23 protein-coding genes are annotated in these 25,179 nt (G+C 31.0%); 5 read left to right on the top strand and 18 right to left on the bottom strand.

Translation table 11 applies throughout. The features are described from left to right. Positions 1 to 129: 129 nt before the first annotated feature. From CELAL_RS01385 to CELAL_RS22265, 6 genes are all read right to left on the bottom strand, one after another. Positions 130 to 543 carry a response regulator gene (locus CELAL_RS01385; protein ID WP_013549119.1) on the bottom strand — a complete coding sequence of 138 codons (414 nt, stop codon included), beginning with the start codon at positions 541 to 543 and terminating at the stop codon, positions 130 to 132. After that, positions 536 to 1,960 (bottom strand): sensor histidine kinase, encoded by a 1,425-nt coding sequence (locus CELAL_RS21315; protein ID WP_262481881.1) that lies wholly within the window; start codon positions 1,958 to 1,960, stop codon positions 536 to 538. Before CELAL_RS21315 ends, CELAL_RS01385 begins: the two co-directional genes overlap by 8 nt. A 56-nt stretch (positions 1,961 to 2,016) precedes the next feature. Continuing rightward, positions 2,017 to 2,409, bottom strand: coding sequence for a PAS domain-containing protein (locus tag CELAL_RS01375; RefSeq protein ID WP_041557407.1), 393 nt, complete (start codon positions 2,407 to 2,409; stop codon positions 2,017 to 2,019). 1,570 nt (positions 2,410 to 3,979) lie between these two features. Then, positions 3,980 to 5,440, bottom strand: a complete 1,461-nt coding sequence (locus tag CELAL_RS01370) for a potassium/proton antiporter (RefSeq protein WP_013549118.1) — start codon at positions 5,438 to 5,440, stop codon at positions 3,980 to 3,982. A gap of 391 nt (positions 5,441 to 5,831) precedes the next feature. Beyond that, positions 5,832 to 7,724 (bottom strand): hypothetical protein, encoded by a 1,893-nt coding sequence (locus tag CELAL_RS01365; protein ID WP_013549117.1) that lies wholly within the window; start codon positions 7,722 to 7,724, stop codon positions 5,832 to 5,834. Positions 7,725 to 8,284: 560 nt separating this feature from the next. Next, a complete protein-coding gene (locus tag CELAL_RS22265; RefSeq protein ID WP_013549116.1) occupies positions 8,285 to 8,446 on the bottom strand; it encodes a hypothetical protein in 162 nt (53 codons plus the stop codon). A 274-nt stretch (positions 8,447 to 8,720) separates the two neighbouring features. Between CELAL_RS22265 and CELAL_RS22260 the strand changes: the two genes are divergently transcribed. Next, positions 8,721 to 8,891: a hypothetical protein gene (locus CELAL_RS22260; RefSeq protein ID WP_013549115.1), complete on the top strand. Its 171-nt coding sequence runs from the start codon at positions 8,721 to 8,723 to the stop codon at positions 8,889 to 8,891. 669 nt (positions 8,892 to 9,560) lie between these two features. Here CELAL_RS22260 and CELAL_RS01360 read toward each other — a convergent pair. The 8 genes from CELAL_RS01360 to CELAL_RS01325 form a co-directional block, all read right to left on the bottom strand. Continuing rightward, positions 9,561 to 10,034: a hypothetical protein gene (locus CELAL_RS01360; protein ID WP_013549113.1), complete on the bottom strand. Its 474-nt coding sequence runs from the start codon at positions 10,032 to 10,034 to the stop codon at positions 9,561 to 9,563. Then, a complete protein-coding gene (locus CELAL_RS01355; protein ID WP_013549112.1) occupies positions 10,031 to 10,591 on the bottom strand; it encodes a hypothetical protein in 561 nt (186 codons plus the stop codon). The genes CELAL_RS01360 and CELAL_RS01355 overlap by 4 nt, the downstream gene beginning before the upstream one ends. Before the next feature lie 650 nt (positions 10,592 to 11,241). Then, a complete protein-coding gene (locus tag CELAL_RS01350; RefSeq protein ID WP_013549111.1) occupies positions 11,242 to 11,796 on the bottom strand; it encodes an RBBP9/YdeN family alpha/beta hydrolase in 555 nt (184 codons plus the stop codon). A gap of 105 nt (positions 11,797 to 11,901) precedes the next feature. Further along, positions 11,902 to 12,456 carry a hypothetical protein gene (locus CELAL_RS01345; protein WP_013549110.1) on the bottom strand — a complete coding sequence of 185 codons (555 nt, stop codon included), beginning with the start codon at positions 12,454 to 12,456 and terminating at the stop codon, positions 11,902 to 11,904. A gap of 162 nt (positions 12,457 to 12,618) precedes the next feature. Continuing rightward, a complete protein-coding gene (locus tag CELAL_RS01340) occupies positions 12,619 to 13,416 on the bottom strand; it encodes a BatD family protein (RefSeq protein WP_013549109.1) in 798 nt (265 codons plus the stop codon). A gap of 75 nt (positions 13,417 to 13,491) precedes the next feature. After that, positions 13,492 to 13,917: a hypothetical protein gene (locus CELAL_RS01335; protein WP_013549108.1), complete on the bottom strand. Its 426-nt coding sequence runs from the start codon at positions 13,915 to 13,917 to the stop codon at positions 13,492 to 13,494. Positions 13,918 to 14,044: 127 nt separating this feature from the next. After that, positions 14,045 to 14,728 (bottom strand): hypothetical protein, encoded by a 684-nt coding sequence (locus CELAL_RS01330; protein WP_013549107.1) that lies wholly within the window; start codon positions 14,726 to 14,728, stop codon positions 14,045 to 14,047. Positions 14,729 to 15,814: 1,086 nt separating this feature from the next. Continuing rightward, positions 15,815 to 16,360 (bottom strand): hypothetical protein, encoded by a 546-nt coding sequence (locus CELAL_RS01325; protein WP_245529673.1) that lies wholly within the window; start codon positions 16,358 to 16,360, stop codon positions 15,815 to 15,817. Positions 16,361 to 16,986: 626 nt separating this feature from the next. Here CELAL_RS01325 and CELAL_RS01315 point away from each other — a divergent pair. From CELAL_RS01315 to CELAL_RS01305, 3 genes are all read left to right on the top strand, one after another. Further along, positions 16,987 to 17,826 carry an oxidoreductase gene (locus tag CELAL_RS01315; protein ID WP_013549104.1) on the top strand — a complete coding sequence of 280 codons (840 nt, stop codon included), beginning with the start codon at positions 16,987 to 16,989 and terminating at the stop codon, positions 17,824 to 17,826. A 676-nt stretch (positions 17,827 to 18,502) separates the two neighbouring features. Then, on the top strand, positions 18,503 to 19,396 hold the full coding sequence (locus CELAL_RS01310) for an IS1595-like element ISCal1 family transposase (RefSeq protein ID WP_013549103.1): 894 nt from the start codon (positions 18,503 to 18,505) through the stop codon (positions 19,394 to 19,396). A 283-nt stretch (positions 19,397 to 19,679) separates the two neighbouring features. Further along, complete coding sequence (locus tag CELAL_RS01305; protein WP_013549102.1) at positions 19,680 to 20,279, top strand: leucine-rich repeat domain-containing protein; 600 nt, start codon at positions 19,680 to 19,682, stop codon at positions 20,277 to 20,279. A 345-nt stretch (positions 20,280 to 20,624) separates the two neighbouring features. Here the strand turns inward: CELAL_RS01305 and CELAL_RS01300 are convergent, their stop codons facing one another. Continuing rightward, entirely contained in the window at positions 20,625 to 21,590 is a 966-nt protein-coding gene (locus tag CELAL_RS01300; RefSeq protein ID WP_013549101.1) for a hypothetical protein, read from the bottom strand. A gap of 315 nt (positions 21,591 to 21,905) precedes the next feature. Between CELAL_RS01300 and CELAL_RS01295 the strand changes: the two genes are divergently transcribed. Then, complete coding sequence (locus CELAL_RS01295; protein ID WP_013548995.1) at positions 21,906 to 22,799, top strand: IS1595-like element ISCal1 family transposase; 894 nt, start codon at positions 21,906 to 21,908, stop codon at positions 22,797 to 22,799. Positions 22,800 to 22,809: 10 nt separating this feature from the next. Here CELAL_RS01295 and CELAL_RS01290 read toward each other — a convergent pair whose 3' ends face one another. The 3 genes from CELAL_RS01290 to CELAL_RS01280 all read right to left on the bottom strand — a co-directional run bounded on the left by CELAL_RS01290 (position 22,810) and on the right by CELAL_RS01280 (position 25,171). Next, positions 22,810 to 23,190 carry a hypothetical protein gene (locus CELAL_RS01290; RefSeq protein ID WP_148229643.1) on the bottom strand — a complete coding sequence of 127 codons (381 nt, stop codon included), beginning with the start codon at positions 23,188 to 23,190 and terminating at the stop codon, positions 22,810 to 22,812. Between the two features lie 194 nt (positions 23,191 to 23,384). Beyond that, entirely contained in the window at positions 23,385 to 24,176 is a 792-nt protein-coding gene (locus CELAL_RS01285; RefSeq protein WP_013549099.1) for an aspartate dehydrogenase domain-containing protein, read from the bottom strand. A 494-nt stretch (positions 24,177 to 24,670) separates the two neighbouring features. Further along, positions 24,671 to 25,171: a sensor histidine kinase gene (locus CELAL_RS01280; protein ID WP_013549098.1), complete on the bottom strand. Its 501-nt coding sequence runs from the start codon at positions 25,169 to 25,171 to the stop codon at positions 24,671 to 24,673. Between the last annotated feature and the right edge of the window lie 8 nt (positions 25,172 to 25,179).

Below are 25,179 nucleotides of genomic sequence, written 5' to 3'. Positions count from 1 at the left end.
GCAAGCAATTAGGGAGATGAAGGTAGAGGAGTATTTACAGCATTATTTTTAGCTTCGGACTCCAAAATGAAAGCCTTTTGAGAGTAGCGTAGATAAGTCCGAAGTGTCTATTCTTTAAGGTATTTTTTTTTAGTAGTCTTCTTCTAGTAATTTTTCGACAATAGCTTTTAATTTCCCTTTTTTAATAGGTTTAATAATATAGTCAGAAATTTCACTTATCTTTTTTGCTCTTTCAATATCTGCCACATCAACAGAAGAAGATACCATATATATGGTTATTTTTTTTCCTAGTTTGGGTTTAATTTTTACATATTCTTCCATAAATTGGAACCCATCCATTATAGGCATATTTATATCGAGTAAAATAATATCAGGAAGTTCATCATCCTTGTTAAGATTCTCTATCATGAAGTTTAAAGCCTCTTCGCCATCAGAAAAAGCTATTATATCTTTTGCTAGATTGAGAGATTTTATAGTTTTTTTTATAGTAAATTGATAAATATCATCGTCATCGACAATACAAAAGTTAAAATTTCTATTCATTTTTTTGATTAAAATTAATACTGAATGTCGATCCTACATCAACTTTACTTTTTACAGATATTTTTCCTCCCATAGATTCAATCTGTACTTTTGTCATAAACAAACCAACTCCTTTAGCATCAGGGTGCCTATGAAATACTTTATTTAAACCAAATATTTTATGACCATGACGCTCTAAATTAATGCCTAAGCCATTATCTTTAAACTTGAGTTTTTGAACGCCATTTTCTATCGTTGTTTTAATAAAAATTTCTGGTGCCCTATCTTCAGATTTATATTTAATAGCATTACTGACTAAATTAAGAAAAATGCTCTCTAAATAAACACTATTATACGTAATATTCGGTATTTCAGTAAAATCGCTTGTAATTTTTGTGTTGGTATTTAAAATTTGACAAGAAAGAATTTCTTTTGTTTTGTTTAGAATCTCGCTAAATGTAAGTATTTCAACTTTTTTAGAGCTTTCCTCTTTTGTTTTTAGCGCTTCAATTAGGGTGTTTAAGGTTGTGGTAAGGTGATTTATAACTTTTTCAAATTTTTCAAATAAAATAATTTTTTCATCTTCTGTTTCAGCATCTTTATAGAAATCTAATAAAGAATTTAAATTACTTACAGGAGCACGTAAATTATGGGAGGTAATATGTACAAAATCGGCTAGTTGTATGTTTTTTGTAGTTAACTTATGAGCTAATACTTCTAAACCACCATTAGCTTCAAGTATCTTTTTTTCCGCTTTTTTCTGAATGGTAATATCTCTTATCGCAGCAGAAACGAGTAAACCTTCTTCAGTTTTAAGTGGACTTAAACTTATTTGTATGGGTATTTCTATTCCTTTTTTAGTAATAGCGTACAATTCTTTTCCCTCGCCCATTTTTCTTGTCTTGGGTAACTTAAAAAAGAGTTCACGGTGGGTGCTGTGGCTATTGGTATATCTTTTGGGTAACAATAACTCTACAGGTTTATCTACTAATTCTGCAGATGGATAGCCGAATAATTTTTCTGCTTGCTTATTTATTAATTGTATTTTTCCTTGATCAGTTACAATTACCATGGCATCTGGAGCAGATTCTAATAGGCCTTTAAATTTAATTTCGGCCATTCTTTGCTCAGTTACGTCTTGACAAGTTCCCATGAATTCAATTACTTGACCTCCATTATCTGAAATTACTTCTCCAAATATTTGAACTGTTTTAATTTTACCACTTGTAGTTATAATTCTATGTAGCAAATCATGAAAAAGGTTATCAGTCATGGATTTAGCAATAGATATATCTACTATCTCTTTATCCTCTGGATGTACAAAACTTAAATAGGTGTCAAAAGTTAGGGTTTCATTAAGGTCTATCTCGAAAATAGTATATAGGTTATTAGAAAATGTAACATCATCGTTAGTGGTATTCCATTGCCAACTCCCTATTTTTGTTAGCTTTTCGGCTTTATTTAAAATATGATTTTTTCGTAAAAGATCACGCTCTATTTTTTTTGATTGGTTATATTACGTAGTATTCTAATATACCCATTGTCTTCATCATTTTTATTCTTTAATGGTGTTAGCGTGGAATGTGCAATAAACGTTGTACCATCTTTTTTAACCACAGTCCATTCACGAGAATCATTACCGTTATGCTGGGCTAATATTTTGTAAGGGCTTAAATCTAAATTTTCTTCCTTATATCGAGATCTTATATCATTTTTGAAATTTTCAAATTCTTCCGTTAGAAAAAAAGAAACGGTTTTTTTTAAACCGATCATTTCAGAAGCAGAATAACCTAATAAGGTCTCTGCTCCCTCATTAAACTGAGATATGATGTCATCATTAGTGATAGCTATTACAGCTATAATTTCAGAATTTAAATTAGGGTTCATAATGTAGGTTTAATTAAGCATGCTTTTTGTAAACTTGGTGGTTATGATAAATTTCGTATTTGTAAATTAAAGAATCAGTTGAGCCTTCTGAATAGTTATTTGATTAAGCAGAAAAGACTTAAATAAGTGTTACTAAAATTTTAATATTTAATTAGTAGTCCCAATTATTTTCTCAAATATACGGCATAGACTCAAGCAAAATACTATGAAACCTTTTTGTTTACAGAGAGTTATATAAAATAAGGGTGTAATTTTAGTTCTTTTTTTTAGTGCTTAATTCATTGAAACGCTTTTCAATATAAGGATTTTTCGGACATTATGAATGTAGAAAAAACCTAAAATTAAACACGAAATACTATCAATTTGTATGAGATATAGAGATTTATAATGGTTTTCGTTTAAGGTATAACCGTTTTTAAATTTGTCTTATTCACCATCTATATTTTATGTAGCGGTGTATTTACTTTTCTTACTATTAAATTCCAACTATATAAAAAGGAAAATAGTTTTTGTATTAAATTTTCGTGGTATTAACTACAGTATATTTTTACGGAATTGGAGCTTTAGTTGGGTATAATTTAATTTATTAAAATCGTATAGATGCCTTCTTTTTAAAGTATTAAGATCTTATAGTTACCACACATTGCCTACAATAGGTCTAAGCTGCACGGTAAATTGCAAAGTCATCGGGTTACGACCTAGATCCCTGGCAGGATTCATATTTCCACCGAAAAGAGCGTTAAGAATAAAATGCTGTTTGAGCGATAGCGAGTTCATTTGATTTAGCGAATAAGGATGTGAACTATATCCGAAGGGTCAAGCCTTGATTTTCCCGCCTGCCGGCAGGCAGGTTTGGTTCGTTTTTTATCAAGAAAAAAATGAATAAACAAGTATTCAAGTCTTACCAAAAATTGCAATAAACTAATAATCAATACACTACAACAAATTTATTTTCATATTACCTTGGAAAGGAGTACCTTGAGAAAGTCGTGCAAGCGAGAAGCGTTTAAGCACAGAATGAACAAGTTACTCCCTACCCCTTAATTTGAACATCTATTTTTAGCAGATTTCTACGGAATTTAAGCCTATACTTCAAAAGGAATTTAGCTAGTTTAACGAATCCGAAACTCTTACTCAAACGCAACTCTTATGGGCGGATTTTAGCTTGTTTATGCGCAAAAGATTTTACACTCAAAACTAAATAGCAATCGCCAATCTTTACCCTAAATAAAAGCGGAAAAGCGTTATGTAGTCGTACGTTAGCATAAAAACGCGTGGTAACAAAACCTATAAGCAATGCGGAGGTATGGTGTTTAATTAAATCATTTGTGTATATTTACTATGTCGCCAAACCAGTTTGATTCGACATTTAGAACGAAAGAAAATTAAACCTGCCTCGCCGGCAGGCAGGCAAAATAAAATGCTTTGGCTAAGTGATTAAAGGGAAGTTAAGTGCAAGTTTGCTTCCGCACTACTCATAGCTAGATCGGTAACAGTAGCTTAAGATGGTACTGATTGTAAACTTTAATCCAGCGCTTCATAACAACTAGGTGTTTAGCCTTGTTTTTCCCTATTTTTTCAATGTTTTATAAACGTCATCAAAAACCTTAGGATTGTCTGCAAGAACGATAAGAGTATCTTGTGCTTCTATTTTAGTAAGACCGTTTGGAATAATATAGCTATCATCTCTATTAATCATTGCTATTATTGCATGTTTAGGAAAACCTAACTCCACAATTTTTTTACCTACCGCAGAGCAGTCAGAGGTTATAAGGAGTTCTTTCATTTCTGCTTTAGGATTTTCTGCCATTAGCAAATCTGTTGTGGTTAATTTCTTCTGTGTTTCTGGCAAGCCCACTTTTAGCCATTTTGCGACTAAAGAAAGTGTTGTTCCTTGAATTAAAATAGAGGTCACTGAAATGAAAAATACAATATTAAAAATCATATTTGCTTTATCAATTCCAGCTAAAAGGGGGTATGTAGCAAATACAATTGGGACAGCACCTCGCAAGCCAACCCAAGAAATATAAAATCTTCTCTTTAGCTCCATTTTAAAAAACATAAGGCTGATAAATACTCCTATAGGTCGGGCAACAATTATAAGAAATACTGAAATTAGTAATCCAATACCCATATATGGAATAATTTGAGACGGAAAAACAAGTAAGCCTAAAGTAAGGAATAGAACAATTTGCATTAGCCACGCCAAACCATCAAACATTTTCAGGATAGTTTTTTTATGTATCAGGTCTTGATTACCTAAATAAACTGCGCATATATAAATGGCAAGAAACCCATTACCGCCTACAAAATCGGTAGCAGAAAAAGTAATAAACATTAGGGCTATTACTAAAACAGGATAGAGCCCTTCAAAATCAAGTTTTATTTTATTGATAATATATTTACTAGACATGCCAAAGGCAATACCTGCGATACCTCCTAAAATCATTTGTTGTAAAAACAAAGGAACTATAGAAGCAAAACTCTTATCTTGATTAATAACTAATGTTAAAAATGCAATTGTTAGCACGTATGCCATTGGATCATTACTTCCACTTTCTAATTCTAAAGTTGGTCTTAAGTTTGTTTTTAGGGCAAGACTTTTTGAACGTAAAATTGAAAATACAGCAGCTGCATCTGTAGAAGATACAATAGAACCTAAAAGCAAACTTTCATAAATAGTAAAGTCTGTAACAAACCATACAAAAGTACCAAGAGAAACTGCAGTTAATAAAACGCCTAATGTTGATAATAGTATTCCTTGCCTAAGAATTGGTTTAACAGCCGTCCAGTTGGTATCAAGACCACCTGAAAATAGGATAAAATTTAAGGATACTATACCAATGAATTGAGCTAGTTGTGGGTCATTAAAACGGATACCTCCAATACCATCAGAACCTGCCAACATGCCAATTCCTAAAAAGAGCAGTAGCGTAGGAACACCAAACTTATAAGAAGTTTTACCTGCAAAAATACTTACAAGAAGTAATAAAGAGCCAACTAATAGTATATTCTCAATCGTTAAATTCATTCTTTGTTCTTTTAGACCTCACCGTACAAATATACCGCTACTCCTTTAAAAAGAGAGCAAGTATATTAGGTTGTTTTTGCTTTGATAATCGATATTTTCTGAGGTTTTATAATGCTGTTACAAACTTCTACACAGTAGCCAAGGTTTAAATTTTTAAGTTCTTTTTCTAAGAGTACGTTGGTTTATTTTTTAATCTGTAAGCTATTTGGTGCTAAGTGTTTAATACCTGTCATAAAGGCGTTAAGAAGATAACACGCATAATTTTGGTTGTATTAGTTGTTTAGATGTGTATGTCTCTGATTTGTATGTTGATAGCTTACCTATAAGGGTTTTGATTACCGCTGTTTTTGTTTAAATAGATAAGAATCTTATAGGGGTAAACTAAATATGGTTATTCTTTTTTAATCCTATAGGTTATTCTCTTGTTTGTAATTACACTTTTTACTCTAATTGATAATTGTGCTATTTCGGAAGTAACATATGTTGAGCAAACATACCCTTCATTTAATATTATAACTCGGTATAACAACCCATCAAAGTTTAAATTAGTGTCATAAATACCCAAAGTAGCAGTCTCTATTCCTGAATAGGTGGTGGTATCTACGATATCCGAAAAATTAGTACCTCCATCCGTGCTTATCTGCCATTGGTACTGAGTTGTGTTAGCTGCTGTTATGGATATATAGCCAGAATTGCCATCAAAAATAACGGTATCCTGAGGGGCTGTTAAAATACTAGGAGCCGAACTAAATTCTTGATAATCTGGTACATTATTGCCATTACCATCTCTTGGAGTTGTATAGCCACCTTGACCAGTAACCACTCCCCAAGAATTAGTCATAAGAGGAGAAGTTCCTAGGTAATTATCATCATCACCATCTAAAAAGCCCGCTTCTAAGACATCGTTACAGCCATCTGCATCGCTATCAGAAGATAAAAAGTCTAGTATATTATCATTATTAGAATCCTTAATTTCATAGTTTATAGTGCCATTATCATATTGTCCTGTAGCCTGAATACTATTAACTATACCATCGGTGCCAACAGGGCCGGTTAATCTACCATCTACAAGCGCTTGACCATGGCCAGCTTCTATAGCATCATAAATACCATCATTATCACTATCTAAGTCTAAGCTGTTTACGATCCCATCTCCATCTGTATCTTGCGGTGTACAAGCCGTAATAAAACTCTTGTCATTTACTACAAAAAATATAGGATCTGCATTAGCAGAAATTTCAAGACGAAATATTACCGCTATAGCTCTTTCTGCAGGAGTAAGTCCAAATTCAGACAGTTCTACTGCTGCTAGACGAATGTTCTTTTTTTGATTTCTACCACTAGATGAATCATTTACATTATATTGATCTACATTGGAGTTTCCTACTACTGGCGTATTATTCCAATTTACTTCAACTCCATTTCCTAAATAATTGCCGTCTTCATCAAGCAGATGCAACCTGTTATAGTTTAAACCACTACCTAATTGTGCACCCTGTGTTAATAAAATATCCATTTCTCCATCTCCATAGGCAGCTGTATTAGCTCCTCCTAATCGAAAGTACCAAGCATTATCAATATTGGCAATAGCATAGCCCATATCGAGTCCTCTTTCTCCTTCATAAAGATATGGATTGAACGGAATGCCACCAGAAGTAAGTTGTGGTCCCACTGCATTTGACGTATTACCATCTATAGCTCTTCCTTCCAAACGTATTCCAGATTTAATTTTTGTCACGGGCCTTAATGCGGTCCAAGTAGTTTCTTCTAAAGTAACATCTCCTGTGGTATCCCCATCTGTATCCATAGAATCATACAGCCCATTACCGTCACTATCTATCATTACACTTGCTCCAACACCTGTAGCGTAAGTTTCGCTTCCTACTTTAAATGCTAAAAGTTCAGAAACATTGTCATAACCGGTTGGATTGAGAGATCCTACAGATGACGCCCAAAAACTGTTGTAATTTGTATAAATAGAAGTGACATAGTTCGTCGATGTTAAACTCGAAGGGGGCGTGCCAAATGCAGTATTCACCTCACAACCATCCTCATATAAATCAGGAATACCATCATTATCATCATCTTCATCAATATCATCAGTAAGGCCATCGCCATCAGTGTCAATTTCTGCTAAAGGCTTGTATTTGTTTGTGTCTGTTATCTCTTTGGGTTTTTCCTTCTCAAAAAATGTTGCATTGTGAGCAGCATCAGGCTCTAATAAAGTAATTAAGAAAGTAATAGGAATAATTAGTAATAATCTTATAGATGTTAGGTACCTCAATCTCTGCTATATTTAGGGAATTTTGATTCTAAAAAGCGGTATTACTTTCTAAAACTACTCTAAACTAGAATTTTTAGTAAAAACAAGATTTTAATTGTTGTTAATACATTGCTTTTGTTGGTGTAATAGACAAATACTGTTGTTTGCCTTGAAATTCATAAACTAAAAGATAGTACGTCTAAAATAGGCCAATAATTAGAGGCCCTTATCCGCTATCTTTTATAAATAGATTAGGCGTTTAAATTTTAATCCAAAAATAGCACTAGGAAGCGTAAATACACTATCTAAAAAGCGAACAGCAAAGTTTTTTAATATTAAATTGCGTTCTAACTTAACCTAAGAAGCAGCTGTAAAAGGCGAGTGTTAGCATTATTATTATTATAAACATTAGGGATTTAGGTAAAAGAGACTCTAATTGTAGCGTAGGAATTTTATGGTTCAGATATAAACTTTAATTCATTAATATCACGTTTGTTAAACATATTCTTAATCTGGTATAAGAAACTTGTATTTAAATTCTCCTTAATACTAGCTTTTTTTCTAATCTCACTACTTAATTCTTAAGATAAATTGTCAATAAATTTATGGTAAGACTGGTTAATAATTAAAGACATATCTCCAAGATCATTCGTAATATTCGTGTCTAAATGGGGCTGAGATAGAAAACAATTCTCCAGCGTTATTTCTTCTTCTTTATGCGCTAAAAGAATCGTTTTTTTCATCAAAAAACCTTATTTCCTCGTTTTTCTAGCCTAACTATTTTTCCTTTTTTAAATGTTTTTGTTTCCTTAATTATTAAAACTAAAATGGATAATGAGTTTCCATTAGATAGGATAGTTTCTTTTTTTCTAAAAATAGTTAAGATATACCTGTAGATATTTAATCCGAGTGAGCAACCGTAAAGATTTTTGGTAGAATACGAGAACAATTAAAAACATAATTACCGAAAATATTACGGAGGTGGTAGGGCTTATAATACTAATAATTACAAAGACGATGGATACTATAATTTTAGTAATTTCTAAAACGGAATCAATGAAGGGAATTGGTGAAAGGAAAATTAAAATAGCAATAAAAAACCTAAAGGTCATAACAATGACTAAAAAATACATGGAGGCTGCTAAAATTAAAAATGTTTTTAAACTAACAGAAAAGAAATTAGCTTGATATACGATTTCACTTTGGTCAGGACTATCTGCTAAAAAAATGTTGGTGCTAACATGACAAAACCATTACTAATTAATGCCGCATGATTAGATAGGTAATTGTCTGCTAAGCCAATGGGCGCAGTTGCTTTATTAGTTTTGAAAACGGTACCAACAAGCGCTGTAGATAAAAATAAAACTCCAAAAAGGATGAGAACAAACCAATTATTTAAAATGGATTTATAGGAACAAAATCGTTATGAAAACCAATTTTTGAACACAAAGAGGTCAAGAATGTGGTGATATATCGATTAATAGCCATGGGTGCTAATTGCTAAAACAGATCTATTAAACTGAAGTTTTGATTTAAAGCATGCTGTATTTGGGTATTTTCATTTTGCGAAAGAAGCAGAAGGGGGTACTAAAAAGATGAGGAGAACTAATTTTTTCATAAATGAAAGGTGCAGTGGCTATGCCAAGTAGGGTTATTTTGGTTTTTAGATATTAGAACAACTAATGTTAAGGGGTTAATAGTATTTAGACCTTATACCTATAGAAAAAAATAGAATTAGATCTTCCGTTGATTCTAAATAGGATTTTATAGAGGTGTTTTTTAAGTAAGAGGAATAAGCTTGTCCAAAAAGAGACCTGTTTCAGTTTGAGGTATAGTATTATGGATGATTTGAAAAATCTAAACTCGCGTATTCAAATCATTTTTATTGTGTTTTTTCTGAATTTGAACTTTTTTTCTACGTAGGATAACACGCTTTACTATTTTCCTATTTTTAGAAAATATAACGGAAATTCCCATAGTGGTTAATAGGGCTATAAAAGCTGATGCTCCTAACGCACCTCCGTAGCCATTAAAAAATGGACTCTTATTAATGTATATAACACTGAATAGAATACTAGCAATTACCAAGATACTGTAACTGCCTTTGGCCTCTGAAGAGATCATGCCAATAAATGATGCGCCTATAAATACAATGGGTATGTGTTTAGTTAGGTATGGATTGAATACTTCAGGAAATAACTGAAAAAATAAAGCAACAATGAGTGCTAGTAGCGCTGAGGCTCTTACAGGACCTTGTTTTAAATGTTCACTTAAGTAAAAGGTAAGTATTGTACCTACAATCCCTGTTATAATAATGATCAACGTGTTCATAACGATAGCCAGTACATTAAGGATACCATAATAACGCCAGTGAAAGCTATAGTCCCAAGTTTTCCACCAACACCAAGAAATAGACTTTTAGAGATCATAAAAAATAATCCAGCTATAATTCCTGCTGCTATTACAAAATAAATGGAGGGTGTAATTTGTACACTAGACATCCCTACAAATGCACCACAATAAATAGCAGGCGGTAAATTTTTTAAGTAAATAGATTGTTTTTTTAATTTAGGAATAAAAGAGGCTAGAGTCCCTACGATACTGGCGGATAATACACTGCCTAAGCCTAAATTAATATTTAAAATATAGCAAACTATAGCTCCAATAGGAACCCAAATGACTACAGCTATTTTTTCATAAGAATATTCATCATGGTGTAAATCCAAATATTTATTTCCAAACATTGTTAACGTAATCAATAACAAGGAAAGTAGGGCTACATAAATGTTAGAATCGTATTTTTCCTTTATAATCATGGTCAAAAATGTAATTTGAATACATAAAACATTTAGGATCATAAAAAACCGAATGGCTTTGTGCTTCTTCATTACCAAATTTTAGTAATTAATTGTATCGTATTGCGTTCGGTTTTGTAAACATTTTTTTTCTAGGTGATAAAAGAAATAAAGGGCAGGAGGGAGGCACTTCTTTCCTTTTTTTGTCTGGGCAAATTTACAAATTTGGAGTCAAATTAAAAATTTGGTAGGTGCTAAAATTAGACTAAAAGGTACAGATGGAGCACAGGGTAATCCTATTTGAAACAATGTATTGAGGCTTATGCTTTTACGGTAAGTATGAGTTTACTTTTTCTTTAAAAAAATCTCAGTAGTATTTGTTGCGTAATTCTCCTTTATAGTATGTTGGAGATTTGAATGCTATCTATTCGTAGTCGAGAATATTTCAAAAATTTAATAATTTAAAATAAATCGAAAGTAACATGGAGAACTTGGACGTAAAAGGACTATACTCCAATTACAGTTCCTTTTTGTAAGCTGCTTTTTTGTAAATAACACTTAAAAAGCAGTAAAAATACCAAAAGGTATAGCCTCCTCAAAGCCAAAGAAAAAGGAAGATAACGTCTCCCTTAGCACATCTTTTTTTTGCTTTTATGTAGTTAAGAAAATATTGATGGTAATAATTAGGAGTACTATAATCACAGAAACTCGTATAGAAATGTGTCTTATTGTATTCTTTTTTTTTACGGTATCTTGTTTATTAATTGCGCTAAAATTGCTTGACCTTCTTCCCAAAATGCCAACGTTGAATCGGAATTTATATGACCTTTTAAACCAATATTTATAAATTCACTTTGCCATTTTTTTGCGAAATATTCCGCACGCTCTAGGCTTATATATTCATCATTCTCACTAGCGACTACTATTGAAGGAAAAGGAAGTTTAGCTAGTGGCATAGGAGCAAAACCTCTTACCGATTCAGGCGTATGTGTTGGGGAGTCAACATCTGCAGGAGCGACTAATAAAGCACCTTTAATATTGGAATTGGTATAGGTGTTAACCCAGTGTAATACTAATGATACAGCAAGACTATGTGCAACTAGAATAATGGGACCATCTATTCTTAAAATAGCTTTGTTTAAATTAGTTAACCAATCTTTTAGTTGAGGCTTATTCCAGTTTTCTTGATTTACCCTAATTGAAGAGTCAAATTTCTGTAACCAAAACGATTGCCAATGGTCTACGCCAGAACCTCCAAGTCCTGGAATAATTAGTAGCTGAGTATCTTTATATTTCATTTAGTATGTTTTTTTATAGAGCGCATCTGGCAGACTAAGGTTCTAGGTGTAAATTTAAGGTATGGTCTTATATACCTGCTTTTTTAGCGCTAATCTTAGCTGTTGTTATCGAGACGATACATATTCAATTCTTAAATAATCTCTTAAACTCGGGTCTACAAACAGCTTTGTATGCGTCTTTTTATTTATAATTTCATTGTAATCATGGTCTTTAAAAAACGGGTTATCAAATAAGTTGTGAATATTGAACCCTAAAACATCCAAAGCACCAACTAAGTGAATAAATTCATATGTATCTGTCTGTTGCTGTTGCTGCAACATATAAGTGCCAATGGAGTTAAACAACGAAGAATATCCTATACAATTAGCCTTTTTGGAGGTATAAACTGCATTCGCATTGCTAGAAACCCTATGTAAAGAAAAAGCTAAGTTATCGCTCGTTATTTCATTACTTAGTTCAATGATTTCTTCAATGTTTAATACTTTTCCTTTTGTTTGATTATTAATTTCTGCAATCAATTTTTTGTCTGTCAACTCAACATTTTTTCTGTGATCAATTTCTGAATAGTTCACGGAAGTTCTAAATAGAAATCCACGAAACGGAATGATGAGCAAAATTATAATGGCTAAATATTTTATACTATTCTTTAATCGTTTCATTTTCGGTTAACATACAAAGGTTTTTTTTAGAAAAAAATAGGGTAGTGTAGCAATGCTTTTCATTCCGTTTAACACTTAACCAAAGCTTTTTTTTTAATGATCAATTTAAAACGGGTAATTTAAGTAATGATACCGAGCCTTTTGCATGCTTTGTTTTAATTTTTATCGTATCGCTATGATGACCTCATTAGACTTTAGTTGTACTAATTTGGTTTCGTAAGTAGGTACTCCATAAACATCTCTTTTACCACTTAGAAATTTCATCTGAAATGCTATTTCTACAGGAGCTATACTTATAACGCCTTTGCCTTTTGGTTTTAATATTACTTTTTGCCATATTAAAGAGCTATGTTTACTTTCTTTGTAAATAACATTTTCAACCTTTAAATCCCTTATCTTATTAGCGCTAATAGAACAATTTGTATAAACGGGTTGGTCTACCAACTTCCAATCGATAACTTTTATAGCAGGGGTCACATAAATCCTGTGCGAAACAATAAGTGAATCTTTTAGGGTTATGCTATTTCTAGAAACTTCTGTTACCAAATAAATATTTTCATTAGGAGCACTTGGTACACTAGTGCTATTTACCGCTTTACTAACTTCTATATGGATTGGTACGGTCTTATAACGTTTACCTTTAAGCTCCATACGTGCAGCATCTATGACAAAATTGCCAACAGATTTTGGGCTGATGATATAACTGCAAATAAGTTCCAAACTCTGCCCCTCATCAACATAAGTAGCGTCTGCCCTTTTGGTAGGTCCAGCAACAATATTAAAATTTTTAAACTCAGGAGGCCAAAAACTAGTTAATTCCATATCCGTATTAATAAAAAAATCTACACGTATATGCTGATCTATGCCTAAAGATTTTTTATTGACTTTAGTAACAAATTTTACTTGTGCTCCAGCGATACTAGTAACAAGTATAAATAGTAGTACGGTAATATATTTCATGCTTTTTTTGGGTACTTTTATTTTAAAAACAACACACTTTTATTGTGGGTTTATAGATGGTTTTAGAAGTACTGTTCATTGTTTTTCCAATGTGGAGAATGCAGCAGCTTTTTTTCCGTCATTATTAATTCCATCATTGTAAAAATAACTATACAAAATTCTAGTTTCGTCAATTTTAGTAAGGATTATGGTGCCATTTTTTATGCATGTAGTCGTATTATTTTCAATAAGCTCTGTAAATGTGGCTTGATCTTCTGAGTACTTGGTTAGTTTCCATTTTCCAGCACAGTATAAACTAGGGTAAGAGATGTTGTAATTTCCTTTTTCAATGTCTAATGCAATAGTCCATTGACTAGCCTCTTGTAGATCCGTTTGATACCCAATACCAGTCCATTTACCTTCCAACCACTTTTTGTTTTTTACGGAGGATTTATTAGATACCCCACAACTTGTTAAGAGAAATAAACTAAATAGGAGTACTATGCATTTAGAATTGATCATGTTTATGGATTAAAACTATGGGTTTTATGTTTATAAAATTATATTCTGGGATCAGAACTAAATGCTAGAATCACGTCTTTTTATGCTGTTACTAGTGCATTTTTTTTCTTTTGGCACCCTAATAATGCTATTCTTTCTCTTCAGGTAAAGGAGAAATCATAATGTGCGCTCTATGAGTTCCAGAATTCATAATCCAAGGGTGATTTGGAGCCATTGGAATTTCCGGCAATCCTATAGATTCAGATGTAGCCCATGGCATATATACCACATAACGGAGTTGGGCATCTTCAACCTTAGATGTTTCTGGATCATAAACTGTTTTTGATCCAAAAAGAATGTGCAAACTCAATCCAGGAGTTATTTTAAGTTGACCAGATTTCATTTCTGCTTCACGAATAGCAAAGACTTCTTGACCTGTCTTTCCTTCGGCTCTTAAAGCTCTTCCTCTAGCCATAAAGGGTTCAAGATCTTTATGATAGCATGCAGCGTTGAATCCATCTTGATTAGGGTTATCTGCAAGAACAATATATTGATTACTTCCTTCTCTCATCGTTACAAATTCTCCAGCCATATTATAACCTATAACTTTACATGCTGCTCTACTTTCTTCGGGAGCAGCCATTAATGCTGTTGCAAGCAAGGCTTCATCCGTATTAATAGGTTTTAATTGTGCTGTCTTATTATCTATAGTGATTTCTTCTGTTCCTGTTTCTAATACAGGAGATTCCTGTTTAGAATCTTTTGATTTTTCTGATGAGTTACAAGAAAATAGAATTCCTGTGAAAATAAGTGCTGTAATAATATGTTTCATGTTTTATTTTTTTTAATTGATGTTCCCCTAAGTACAACGGATTGTATAAGCATAGAGGGGGAGTTAAAAGGTACTCATATTTTGGGTTAGTTTGTATCTAAATAGAAAGTTTATGGTCGTAAAGGAAAGAAGAGTATTCCAAACTATGCCCAAATACATAATATTTTCTTATTTCTCCTTGTTTAAGTTTGGATATTTTCGTTTCCAATTTTGATTACTATATATAAACGTTAATTCTGAGCTGTTTTTCTTATTATTAAAAGAGGTGTCAGGATAAATCAGCTTTAGGTTAACCGTATTTTTCTTGAGCTACCCAAATTCAATTTCATACACGTTTCGATTACCTTAAGTGTCACTCGTGTTCAACTCAAAATTAAATATTTCTGATTCAAAATGAGAACTAGAAATATGATCAATAATTACTACCACCCCATTTTCCGTATACCCGTTTTCAAAATTTGTTGGTTTACTAAAAGGTGGGTTTTTAAATTTATAGTTATTATGTTCAATTTTCTTTCTAAGAGTACTTTAATGGTCTAAATGGGGTTCATTTCCACAAACCAAAATATCCTGAGGGTAGCTAAAAAAGAATGTCAGATACTTTAAAATCTTTAACAATTTCTTTTTTAATTAGGCCATCTAATTCCTTAGAATTATTAATTTATTTAGCAGATGGATTTAATACATCGGTATACAAAAACAAAAAACTAATAAGGAGTAGGATTGTCGTGAGTATCCCAAAAAAAACTGTCATTTTTCTTTTGTTTAATACCATTATAGCTTAGATTTTACACAAGATTTTGCGTAGGTTTAAATTTACTAGATTATATGCAATCATTACACTTTATAAATTCGCAATGAGTAGGTGAACGAACACCAGTGTAATGGTGTTTTGTCGTGTAGATCTTTATAGTGCATAGCAAAAGTTTGTTGCAATTATATTTAATGTTAGCTAAAGTAGTTTAAAGGGAGTATTATTTAGTTTAGATGATTTTAGAAGTCAAATCTGGAGTAAAAAAAAGCAAAGACATTTGATTAAAATTTGAAAAGAAATTTTTAATATTAAGGTGTTATTTATGCATTATTTTATTTGAGTTGTATATGAATATGATCATCATGTCTAACCGCTTTACATCCGTGATATCGTATTCTATTATCTTTTAAACCCATTCTGGTTTTTAAATGGGGTTCAATAAATAATTTTCCTAAATGCTGACTTTTTAAGATGTTTTCTATTAGATTTTTTGTTCCTTTTTCTGAGAAAATTAATTCTTCATTGATTTTTCCTAAGGTTAAATATTTTGGATAATCATATTGAAAATACCCCATATTTAAGCACTTTTCTATTTGGTTGTACTCATGTAGATTCGGGTTTTCAAAAAGTCCGTAACCGCTAATAGATTTTTGTTTATTTGTAATGATGCCGTTTTTAGTTTCGTAAATTAGACTTAGGTCAATTTTATTTCCATCATTATGACTCAAATGTGGTAACAGTGGAAATTTATTGATAAAAGGAAAATTAGCATCTAAATAATGAATTTCAATAGTCGTTCCGCTTAGTTCTTTTTCTGTTTTATTTAATAATTGGTTTAGTTTGGGGTTTACATAATTCCTATTTAATAAAACAGTCATGTAATTCGTCGGTTTTATTTTTTCTGAATTTTTTACTTTTTCCCGACCAAAAATGGGTGCAAGTAATGGAACGATAAATAGTGTTGAAAAAAGATACAGACCCATAAAAATAAGTAGCGTTTTAAACTTTAAATTTATAGACCATTTTTTAGAAATTAGTACACTTAGTACATAAATAACTCCCCCAATTTGTGTTATAACAGTTAGGAAAGAAAATAGTAGTAAGTTGAGTATAGTTTTTAGTAGAATTTTCAATTTAGAGTTCTTGTTTTAATAAAACATTAGGTAGGAAGTAAGAATACTTTTTTTTTTACTTAAAATTTTTCTCTCTACTTATCCGGTATGGAAGGTTTTGTTCACATGATAAATATAGAAAAATACTCAGAATTAGTAACCAACAATAAAATCTATATGAATTTTCATTATGATATGTATATAAGTACCGTAGTTTATAGGGAATTATACAAATTTAATCTTGAGAAAGGAGCAAAATTACTTGAAGTTATCTTTTTAAATAGATTTAGTAACCTGATAAGACTGTAAGAAGCCTAATAACAATAAAATTTTAGTAATTTTGCAAAAAAAAAACAGTTCAATTTCTTTTACAAGATTTCAACAAAATAAAAATGAATACAGAAAAAAAAGTATGGTTTATTACTGGTGTATCATCAGGATTAGGTAAGCAATTAGCTAAAGAGGTATTAGCGCAAGGACAAATTGTGGTAGGTACTTTTAGAAAACAAGATCAAGTAGAGGCATTTAATAAAGAAAATCCAGGAAATTCTTTTGGAGTACTTGTTGATGTAGCTTCTACACAAATGATTGTTGATGGCGTTAAAACTATTTTTGATAAATTCGGGAAAATTGATGTAGTTGTTAATAATGCTGGTTATGGTATTATGGGAAGTGTCGAAGAAATTTCTGATGAAGAAGTTAGAAGACAATTTGAAGTTAACGTTTTTGGTGTTTTAACTACGATTAGAGAAATATTACCACAAATGCGTAAGCAACGTTCTGGTCATATTATAAATATTACATCTATTGCAGGTCGTATAGGTTCTCAAGGTTTAGGAATTTACAACGCATCTAAATTTGCTTTAGAAGGTATTGGTGAAGCTTTAGCAGCAGAATTAAAACCACTTAATATTAAAGTAACAAACGTTGAGCCTGGACCATTTAGAACAGAATGGGCAGGAAGTTCAGCAGCTTATGATACTACAAAAATAGAAGATTACGAAAGTACTGTAGGAGAACGTATAAGAGGTTTACAAGCTTTGAATGGTAACCAACCAGGAAATCCAGAAAAAGCTGCCGCTGCTATTTATAAGTTAGCACAGTTAGAAGAAGCTCCAGTGCATTTACCTTTAGGAAAAATAGCTTATGAAGTTTTTGGAAAAGTAAATAATGGATTAATAGAAGAGTTAGCTAAGTTTGAAAGCTTAGGAAAAGACTGTGATTTTGAATAGGTTATTTCAACCTTTTTTATAACTATTAAAAACCGCCTCAATGGCGGTTTTTTTATTTACCTAAGCAATAGTGTATACTTTAAAGAACGTCCTACTTACTGTTGGCAAGTGTACGAGAGATTTACTCGAAATGCGTAAAAAGTAGAGTAGGAGTTTTCAACTTTAAGTTTTCTTTTAAAAAAAAGGATATTTTATCTAAAAAAATGTTTTAATACGAGCTTCAAAGTTATTCAATTATTTGCTGAATTAAAAAATGAAGCCGCCTTAAAAGGCGGTCATTAAAATTAGTTTTTTACAAATTACTGACTGGTGTAACGGCTATTGGTGTCAACAGGCGTTATTTTTTTAGAAATTTTGATACTGGTTGAATAAAGCTTTCAAATTTTCCAATATGAGACAAGTCTCTTACAGGCAGGCGTAACAGTTTAAGTAAGTAGTAAGCTGCTAGTTGCAAATCGAGGACTGATGGTTGTTTGTTATGGAGTAATCAGAAAATTTGAATTTATAATTGTTCAGATTAATGGATAGTTTTTAAAGAAACGAACTAAAATTAACTACATGGAAAAGCCTTTTTTGAAGTTCCATCAAAAGAGGGGTTAATCTTTATAATGGCAAAAAAAAATATAGAGGTCAGTAGCTAACTTCGTATCTTGATACTCAGTAAATATATTAAATTATGGATATTTTCAAGGGTCAAAATCTTCTAGAGTTCTCTGATTGCTTCAAAACGGACAATGATTGCAAAGAATATTTAACAAATATTAAGTCTAAAACCCCTTTTAAATGTTCTAGATGCAATCATATAGCCTGTCAAACACGTGCTGATTTCTCTAGGCAATGTAATATTTGTAGACATACAGAATCCGCAACAGCAGATACTTTATTTCACAAGGTAAAGTTTGGTGTTCGCAAAGCATTTTTTATTTGTTTTGAGATGGCTACAAGCACGAAAAGCTTATCTGCAAGTTATATGGGAGTACGTTACGGAGTAACAGAAAAAACAGCTAGACTTTTTATGCTTAAGGTCAGAGAAGCTATGTCTTCGAGTGGGAATAATCCTATGGACGGAGTTGTTCATGTAGATGAATTTGTTTTAGGGGGCAGAGAAGAAACAAAAGTTGGCAGAAGCTACAATGCTAAGAAAAAGAAGGCGGTTACAGCTGTTCAGCTTACAGAAGATGGAAAGGTAAAAAGAATGTATGCTATGAAAATAGATGATTTTTCAGCACAATCCTTACAATATATTTTTGTCAACCATATCAGCCGAAACGCAAAGATTACTACAGATAAATGGAGAGGCTATAGTCCTATTGCAAAGGCTTACGACATCACACAAATAGAAAGTAATGGAGGGTTAAATTTTAAAGCGCTTCATACAATGATACATCAGGTTAAATCTTGGATAAGAACAACTTATTCTTGGGTTAGTGACAATAATTTAAATAGATATTTCAATGAATTTTGTTTTAGAATAAACAGATCTCAAAGTAAAGCTACAATATTCAATAATCTTATTGTTAAAATGGTCAATAATGATAAAATCAATCAAGCTGAATTAATAAGTAATTAACTACTGACCTCTAAAAAAATATATAAAAACTAAAAGAAATTGAAGATAAGCTTCTAAAATAGGTCTTAAAATAGTCTTGTTTTTAAGGGGCGTACTTGGATAAATATCTAGTTTGCATACAATATAATTTTGAAGTAATTGCGAATACAAAAAAAACAGCCCCGAATATAAAATGTTTACTAAAGACTTCTCTCTAATCTATATTTTCGATTAAGCAATACGAACTTTTATAACTTAATAATAGTTCTATTTTTTAATATAAAGTAAAAAAAACCTAATAATTATGGGAGAATTAATTTTAGATTTAGTTAATGAAGATTACTCTTTTAAAGAGTTTGATGATGCTATAGGAATTGTAAAATATTTGGGAGAATCTACTGATATTGTAATACCAGATCATATAAATGATAAACCAGTACTTTACATATTTAGAGAAGCTTTTTGGAAAAAAGGAATCAAAGCCGTTTCCTTACCAAAACTTTTAGAACATATAGATGAAGATGTTTTTTATGATAATGAAATTAAAGAAATTATAATACCTTCTAACGTAAAAAAAATTCTAGGCGGAGCTTTTGGCCGAAATAAGATAGAAAAGCTTGAAATTAAAGGACAAGTTGCTACGATACATATGTTTGCTTTTGTTGGTAATGCACTTACCACTTTAGATTTACCTAAGTCGGTATTTTGGTTGTCTAACGATTGTTTTGCAGAGAATGATTTTGAGGAGTTAACTATTCCAGAACATATAACTGAACTTACATCAGATGCTTTTGCGAAAAACAAAAAACTTAGAAAAGTATCCTACCCAAAGCATTTAGAGAGTAAGATAAAGAGTGCTTTTAATGGCTGTGATATGGAGAATATTACATTTCAAGCCTATTAATTTTTTACACGATATTAAAACATTTAATTATTTTTAAAACCAGCTTTACTATTTCTAAGTAGAATAGGGCTGGTTTATTTCTATCTTCAGCTAAGTAACGTAGACTGTTTTATAAATGAAACAGTAATAAAAGGCAGTTGTTAATAGCATTAGGTTACCCATTAATGATTTATGTAACCGTTACTACTGTTCGTGAAATTTTTAGTCTATTCTGTTTTAAATCACCTTTTTTATAGAGATCTAAAAAAAATGAATTAATCATTTTGTAAAACCAAGATTCTTATATTGTATAAGATTTGTGACATTGTATTATAACGCTATATTTATTATTTGAGAATTAAATAGTTAATCTAAATATTCTTTTGGAAACATTAGTTTTTTTGGTCTAACATAGTTGAGATCTGTAAAAATCAGGTTTTTACCAAAGGTTACACCATCCAAATACCCACAACCTTTTTCAAAAGTTTGATAGGGACGAACTTCTATTTCTTCACCTTTTTTGTTTTTATAAATGACACTGAGATAATTTGATCGATATGAAACTTCAAATATTTCAGGCAGTAATGGATCTTCGCTAAAACTACCATTACCCATTGTTTCTGCACAGGTAAAACATTTTTGACTTAATCCACCACTGTTTATTTTTTTTGCTAAGCTCTCTAGATTTTCATTTAGTTTTTCATCGTTTAAAAATGTGTTTACTACTTTTAAATTAGAATTATAAACATATATTTTTGAGTTTTTAATGGCAGTGAAATAAACGTTTTTATTCGATGATTCATCAACTAATAAATCTGGTTCACTGATTTTCCCTGAGATAACGGAAGGTAATTTTTTATTATTTTTCAATAATATATAGCTGTCGTAATCTAATTGTCCAATTATGAATTCATTTTCAATGCCAGAATTAGGATTAGTTAGCGTTACATTTTCAAAGTTGGAGTATTTAAGGGATAATGCTATTTTTTCATTATTTTTCAGGTCTATTAAAAGTGAAGTATCTCCATTATTAAATAGATAAAATCGTTGTTTGTTTATAATAACTTCAGTTTTAAAGGTGCCTAGAGATTTTTGTTGAGTTCCTTTTTCTAAATCAAAAATTATTTCATCATCTAGAGAAACATAATCTAATTCACCTAAAATTCTAATGTCATTATATTTGGGTTCTATTATGGTTTTTTGAGTAGAATCTACAATACCCCAAAGGTTATTATGATTAAATGGCATATATCCTTTATACTTTTTTTTATCTTGAGCGTTACCATTGTTTATCAAAAATAATGAGATGGTAATAAAGAGTAATTTTTTCATTTCTTCACTTTAAAAATTAATAAGATATTTAGATGAGCGTGTTATTGAGTAGTTTTATTTTTGAAAAACTATTTTCTGTAAACTTGATATTTTTTTGATATTGGTAACGTGTTTAAGTACTTAATTTATTAATTAAATGCTGAATAGAAAATCCCAGAAGATTTTAGTATGTAGATAACAACCACGTAATTAATTTTGGATAATATAAGTTTAATTTTTGAACTCAATTCTTCACGGGTATTGGTTGTTTTAATATTCCGCTATAGAGGTCAGTAGCTAACTTCGTATCTTGATACTCAGTAAATATATTAAATTATGGATATTTTCAAGGGTCAAAATCTTCTAGAGTTCTCTGATTGCTTCAAAACGGACAATGATTGCAAAGAATATTTAGCAAATATTAAGTCTAAAACCCCTTTTAAATGTTCTAGATGCAATCATATAGCCTGTCAAACACGTGCTGATTTCTCTAGGCAATGTAATATTTGTAGACATACAGAATCCGCAACAGCAGATACATTATTTCACAAGGTAAAGTTTGGTGTTCGCAAAGCATTTTTTATTTGTTTTGAGATGGCTACAAGCACGAAAAGCTTATCTGCAAGTTATATGGGAGTACGTTACGGAGTAACAGAAAAAACAGCTAGACTTTTTATGCTTAAGGTCAGAGAAGCTATGTCTTCGAGTGGGAATAATCCTATGGACGGAGTTGTTCATGTAGATGAATTTGTTTTAGGGGGCAGAGAAGAAACAAAAGTTGGCAGAAGCTACAATGCTAAGAAAAAGAAGGCGGTTACAGCTGTACAGCTTACAGAAGATGGAAAGGTAAAAAGAATGTATGCTATGAAAATAGATGATTTTTCAGCACAATCCTTACAATATATTTTTGTCAACCATATCAGCCGAAACGCAAAGATTACTACAGATAAATGGAGAGGCTATAGTCCTATTGCAAAGGCTTACGACATCACACAAATAGAAAGTAATGGAGGGTTAAATTTTAAAGCGCTTCATACAATGATACATCAGGTTAAATCTTGGATAAGAACAACTTATTCTTGGGTTAGTGACAATAATTTAAATAGATATTTCAATGAATTTTGTTTTAGAATAAACAGATCTCAAAGTAAAGCTACAATATTCAATAATCTTATTGTTAAAATGGTCAATAATGATAAAATCAATCAAGCTGAATTAATAAGTAATTAACTACTGACCTCTATTCCGCTAATTGTTTTTCGGTTAAATTAACCAAAGTTTGGTCTATATGTATTTCATTAATACCAATTGTAGAGAACAATTCAAGAAGAACTCTTTTTTCGACCTCAGAAAGTCCATTCTCGCTCATTTGCATTTGCTGAATAATTCCAATAGAATTTTTTAATAAAAGGTCATTGTTTTTAAAAACATGTTTAATAAAATCTTCTGCTTTCTCAAAATTTGCTACTAATATTCTTTCATTATTAAAAGCTGTTTTTGATTCTTCAGAGATTGTTCTTCCATATGTTAAATCTCTTATTTCAATACGGTTGATAAACAACTTGATATAATATCTATTTTGCTTAAATATTCCTAACATTCTATTTATTATAAAGGTCAATAATGTGTAATTTTAAAAAGATAAAAGTGTTAGAATAGCTTCAAAAACTCCAAGAGTATCAAAATATAAATTCAGGAATTTTACCTATTTTGACTACAACCTGTATTTATGAGCCCTACCTAATGTGGAGTACATTTTAATTAATTTGAATTAAAAAAAAACATATAAAACTTCTATTCTGAACAACGATATGTTTAGTTAATTTTAATAGTAGAATTCATGTTCCTAAGAATACTAACGACACTTTTAACCGCTAAAAAACTAGTCTTAGGGTTATCTGGACTTGGTTGATTCTCTGTACGCGTATAAATTTTTCCAAAACCACCTGCACAAGTGATCTCATGCATGTTACTGGTAGCATTAGGATCAGCAACTATTGTAATTTTTAAATTGTCACACTTAGAGGCAAAATAAATACTTGCAGCAACATTTATATTTTTAGGAAATAGATTTACAGCTTCACTTACTTCACCTTCCCAAATAATCTGAGTAGTTTTAATTGAAGATAAATCAACCTTTGAATTTTCAAAAAACGGAGCGCCTTCTAAACTTTTAGGATGTTTGGTCGTCTTTAGTTCAATTGAAGTAATTTCGTCATTTATGGCTTTTATAGCATCCAGCCCTGCGATTGCACCTACCGGTATAATTATTTCGCATTTTTTCAACTTATTTATAATCTCTTTATTTTGATAGAGACCGCCAGTACTTATAATTATCATTTTCTTACCAGTACGATCTATTTCTTCAAATTTCAATAGCTGAGATACGACATCCTTATTTGCACATTCAATAATAATATCTACATCTTCAATCAGATCCGAAGTAATTTCTTTTCTAAATTTTATAGATTGATTTTTGAAATCAATATGCTCTTTATCAATTTCTTTTCTAGCTACAATATATCTTAATTCGAAACTAGGCTCATTAATAACCCAATTCGCAAGATATTTACCAATATTCCCAAAACCTATTATCGCTATTCTCACACTATTAATTTATTATTTGAGTTAAATATTTTCTTAAAATTACAACAAAATTTTTAACCAAAGATCTGAAGAATTAAAGGTTTGAGAATGAGATAATAGTATAAGAAATGTTACTCTAATTTTAAAACATCAGGTCATATAACTTTTTTAAAACGTAGTTTAGCACAATCAAAAAAGAAATAGAAAATCTAGAAGTCAGATTATTACTATTTGTAAAAATGATGTCTTAAATTCTAGTAACTTGTTTAAAAAATACTCCCGAAATAGGTAATAAATCAATCTTATTTTTTTGTTGTTTTAATTCTCAGCTACTTCAATGAAGTTACCTTTGTTTAAACACTAATTTATAAGTAGAAGGTAAGAATATGTTCCATTCCAATTTGTTCACTTGTCAATTATACTATCTTAGAGTTGTATCGTAAAACTTGGAGGTATTGGTATCGGAGAAAAATTATAAAAATTCATACCATTTTAATTGATAAGTGGCGCGGTGTTTATACTCTTTCTTCGGGTAAACTGATTATAAACTCAGTACCTTGACCCAACTTGCTTTCTATTGTAATAGACCCTTTTAACTTTTCAACCAGTGTTTTAATAATTGCTAGGCCTAACCCATGAGAACTTTCTCCGTCCGTTGGTTGTGCAGAGAGTTTTTGAAACATTTTAAATGCTCTTTTCTTATCAGCATCAGTCATACCTGGGCCATAATCTTTAAACGAAATAAGGATTAGACCATTACTAGCTTTTACCGATAAATCAATTTTACTTCCTTTGTCAGAAAACTTAATAGCGTTGGTCATCAGGTTATCAAAAATACGGGTTACCAATTTTTGATCTGCATGGATTATGTAGGGCTTATTGTCAATAAATTTTCTAAGTTCCTGATTTTTTTTCTCTAATCTGGTTAGATAGCTTTTTTCCCATTCTTCTATAAACTCTGAAAGTTTTATGGTTTCTAATTCAATTGATTTTTCTGGATGATTGACGTTACTCATAAAGAGTA

Origin of the sequence: Cellulophaga algicola DSM 14237 (assembly GCF_000186265.1) — a bacterium.
GTDB classification, from domain to species: domain Bacteria; phylum Bacteroidota; class Bacteroidia; order Flavobacteriales; family Flavobacteriaceae; genus Cellulophaga; species Cellulophaga algicola.
The sequence above is the reverse complement of the archived record's forward strand: the minus strand, read 5'-3'. Positions and strand labels throughout refer to the sequence as shown.

Coding starts and splice junctions, on each gene's coding strand:
- CELAL_RS01315 (WP_013549104.1), top strand. CDS start 16,987: ATGAATACAGAAAAAAAAGTATGGTTTATTACTGGTGTATCATCAGGA.
- CELAL_RS01330 (WP_013549107.1), bottom strand. CDS start 14,728: ATGAAACATATTATTACAGCACTTATTTTCACAGGAATTCTATTTTCT.
- CELAL_RS01295 (WP_013548995.1), top strand. CDS start 21,906: ATGGATATTTTCAAGGGTCAAAATCTTCTAGAGTTCTCTGATTGCTTC.
- CELAL_RS01300 (WP_013549101.1), bottom strand. CDS start 21,590: ATGAAAAAATTACTCTTTATTACCATCTCATTATTTTTGATAAACAAT.
- CELAL_RS01360 (WP_013549113.1), bottom strand. CDS start 10,034: ATGAACACGTTGATCATTATTATAACAGGGATTGTAGGTACAATACTT.
- CELAL_RS01335 (WP_013549108.1), bottom strand. CDS start 13,917: ATGATCAATTCTAAATGCATAGTACTCCTATTTAGTTTATTTCTCTTA.
- CELAL_RS01325 (WP_245529673.1), bottom strand. CDS start 16,360: ATGACTGTTTTATTAAATAGGAATTATGTAAACCCCAAACTAAACCAA.
- CELAL_RS01370 (WP_013549118.1), bottom strand. CDS start 5,440: ATGAATTTAACGATTGAGAATATACTATTAGTTGGCTCTTTATTACTT.
- CELAL_RS01385 (WP_013549119.1), bottom strand. CDS start 543: ATGAATAGAAATTTTAACTTTTGTATTGTCGATGACGATGATATTTAT.
- CELAL_RS01350 (WP_013549111.1), bottom strand. CDS start 11,796: ATGAAATATAAAGATACTCAGCTACTAATTATTCCAGGACTTGGAGGT.
- CELAL_RS22260 (WP_013549115.1), top strand. CDS start 8,721: ATGGATACTATAATTTTAGTAATTTCTAAAACGGAATCAATGAAGGGA.
- CELAL_RS01345 (WP_013549110.1), bottom strand. CDS start 12,456: ATGAAACGATTAAAGAATAGTATAAAATATTTAGCCATTATAATTTTG.
- CELAL_RS01305 (WP_013549102.1), top strand. CDS start 19,680: ATGGGAGAATTAATTTTAGATTTAGTTAATGAAGATTACTCTTTTAAA.
- CELAL_RS01355 (WP_013549112.1), bottom strand. CDS start 10,591: ATGAAGAAGCACAAAGCCATTCGGTTTTTTATGATCCTAAATGTTTTA.
- CELAL_RS22265 (WP_013549116.1), bottom strand. CDS start 8,446: ATGAAAAAAACGATTCTTTTAGCGCATAAAGAAGAAGAAATAACGCTG.
- CELAL_RS01280 (WP_013549098.1), bottom strand. CDS start 25,171: ATGAGTAACGTCAATCATCCAGAAAAATCAATTGAATTAGAAACCATA.
- CELAL_RS01340 (WP_013549109.1), bottom strand. CDS start 13,416: ATGAAATATATTACCGTACTACTATTTATACTTGTTACTAGTATCGCT.
- CELAL_RS01310 (WP_013549103.1), top strand. CDS start 18,503: ATGGATATTTTCAAGGGTCAAAATCTTCTAGAGTTCTCTGATTGCTTC.
- CELAL_RS01375 (WP_041557407.1), bottom strand. CDS start 2,409: ATGAACCCTAATTTAAATTCTGAAATTATAGCTGTAATAGCTATCACT.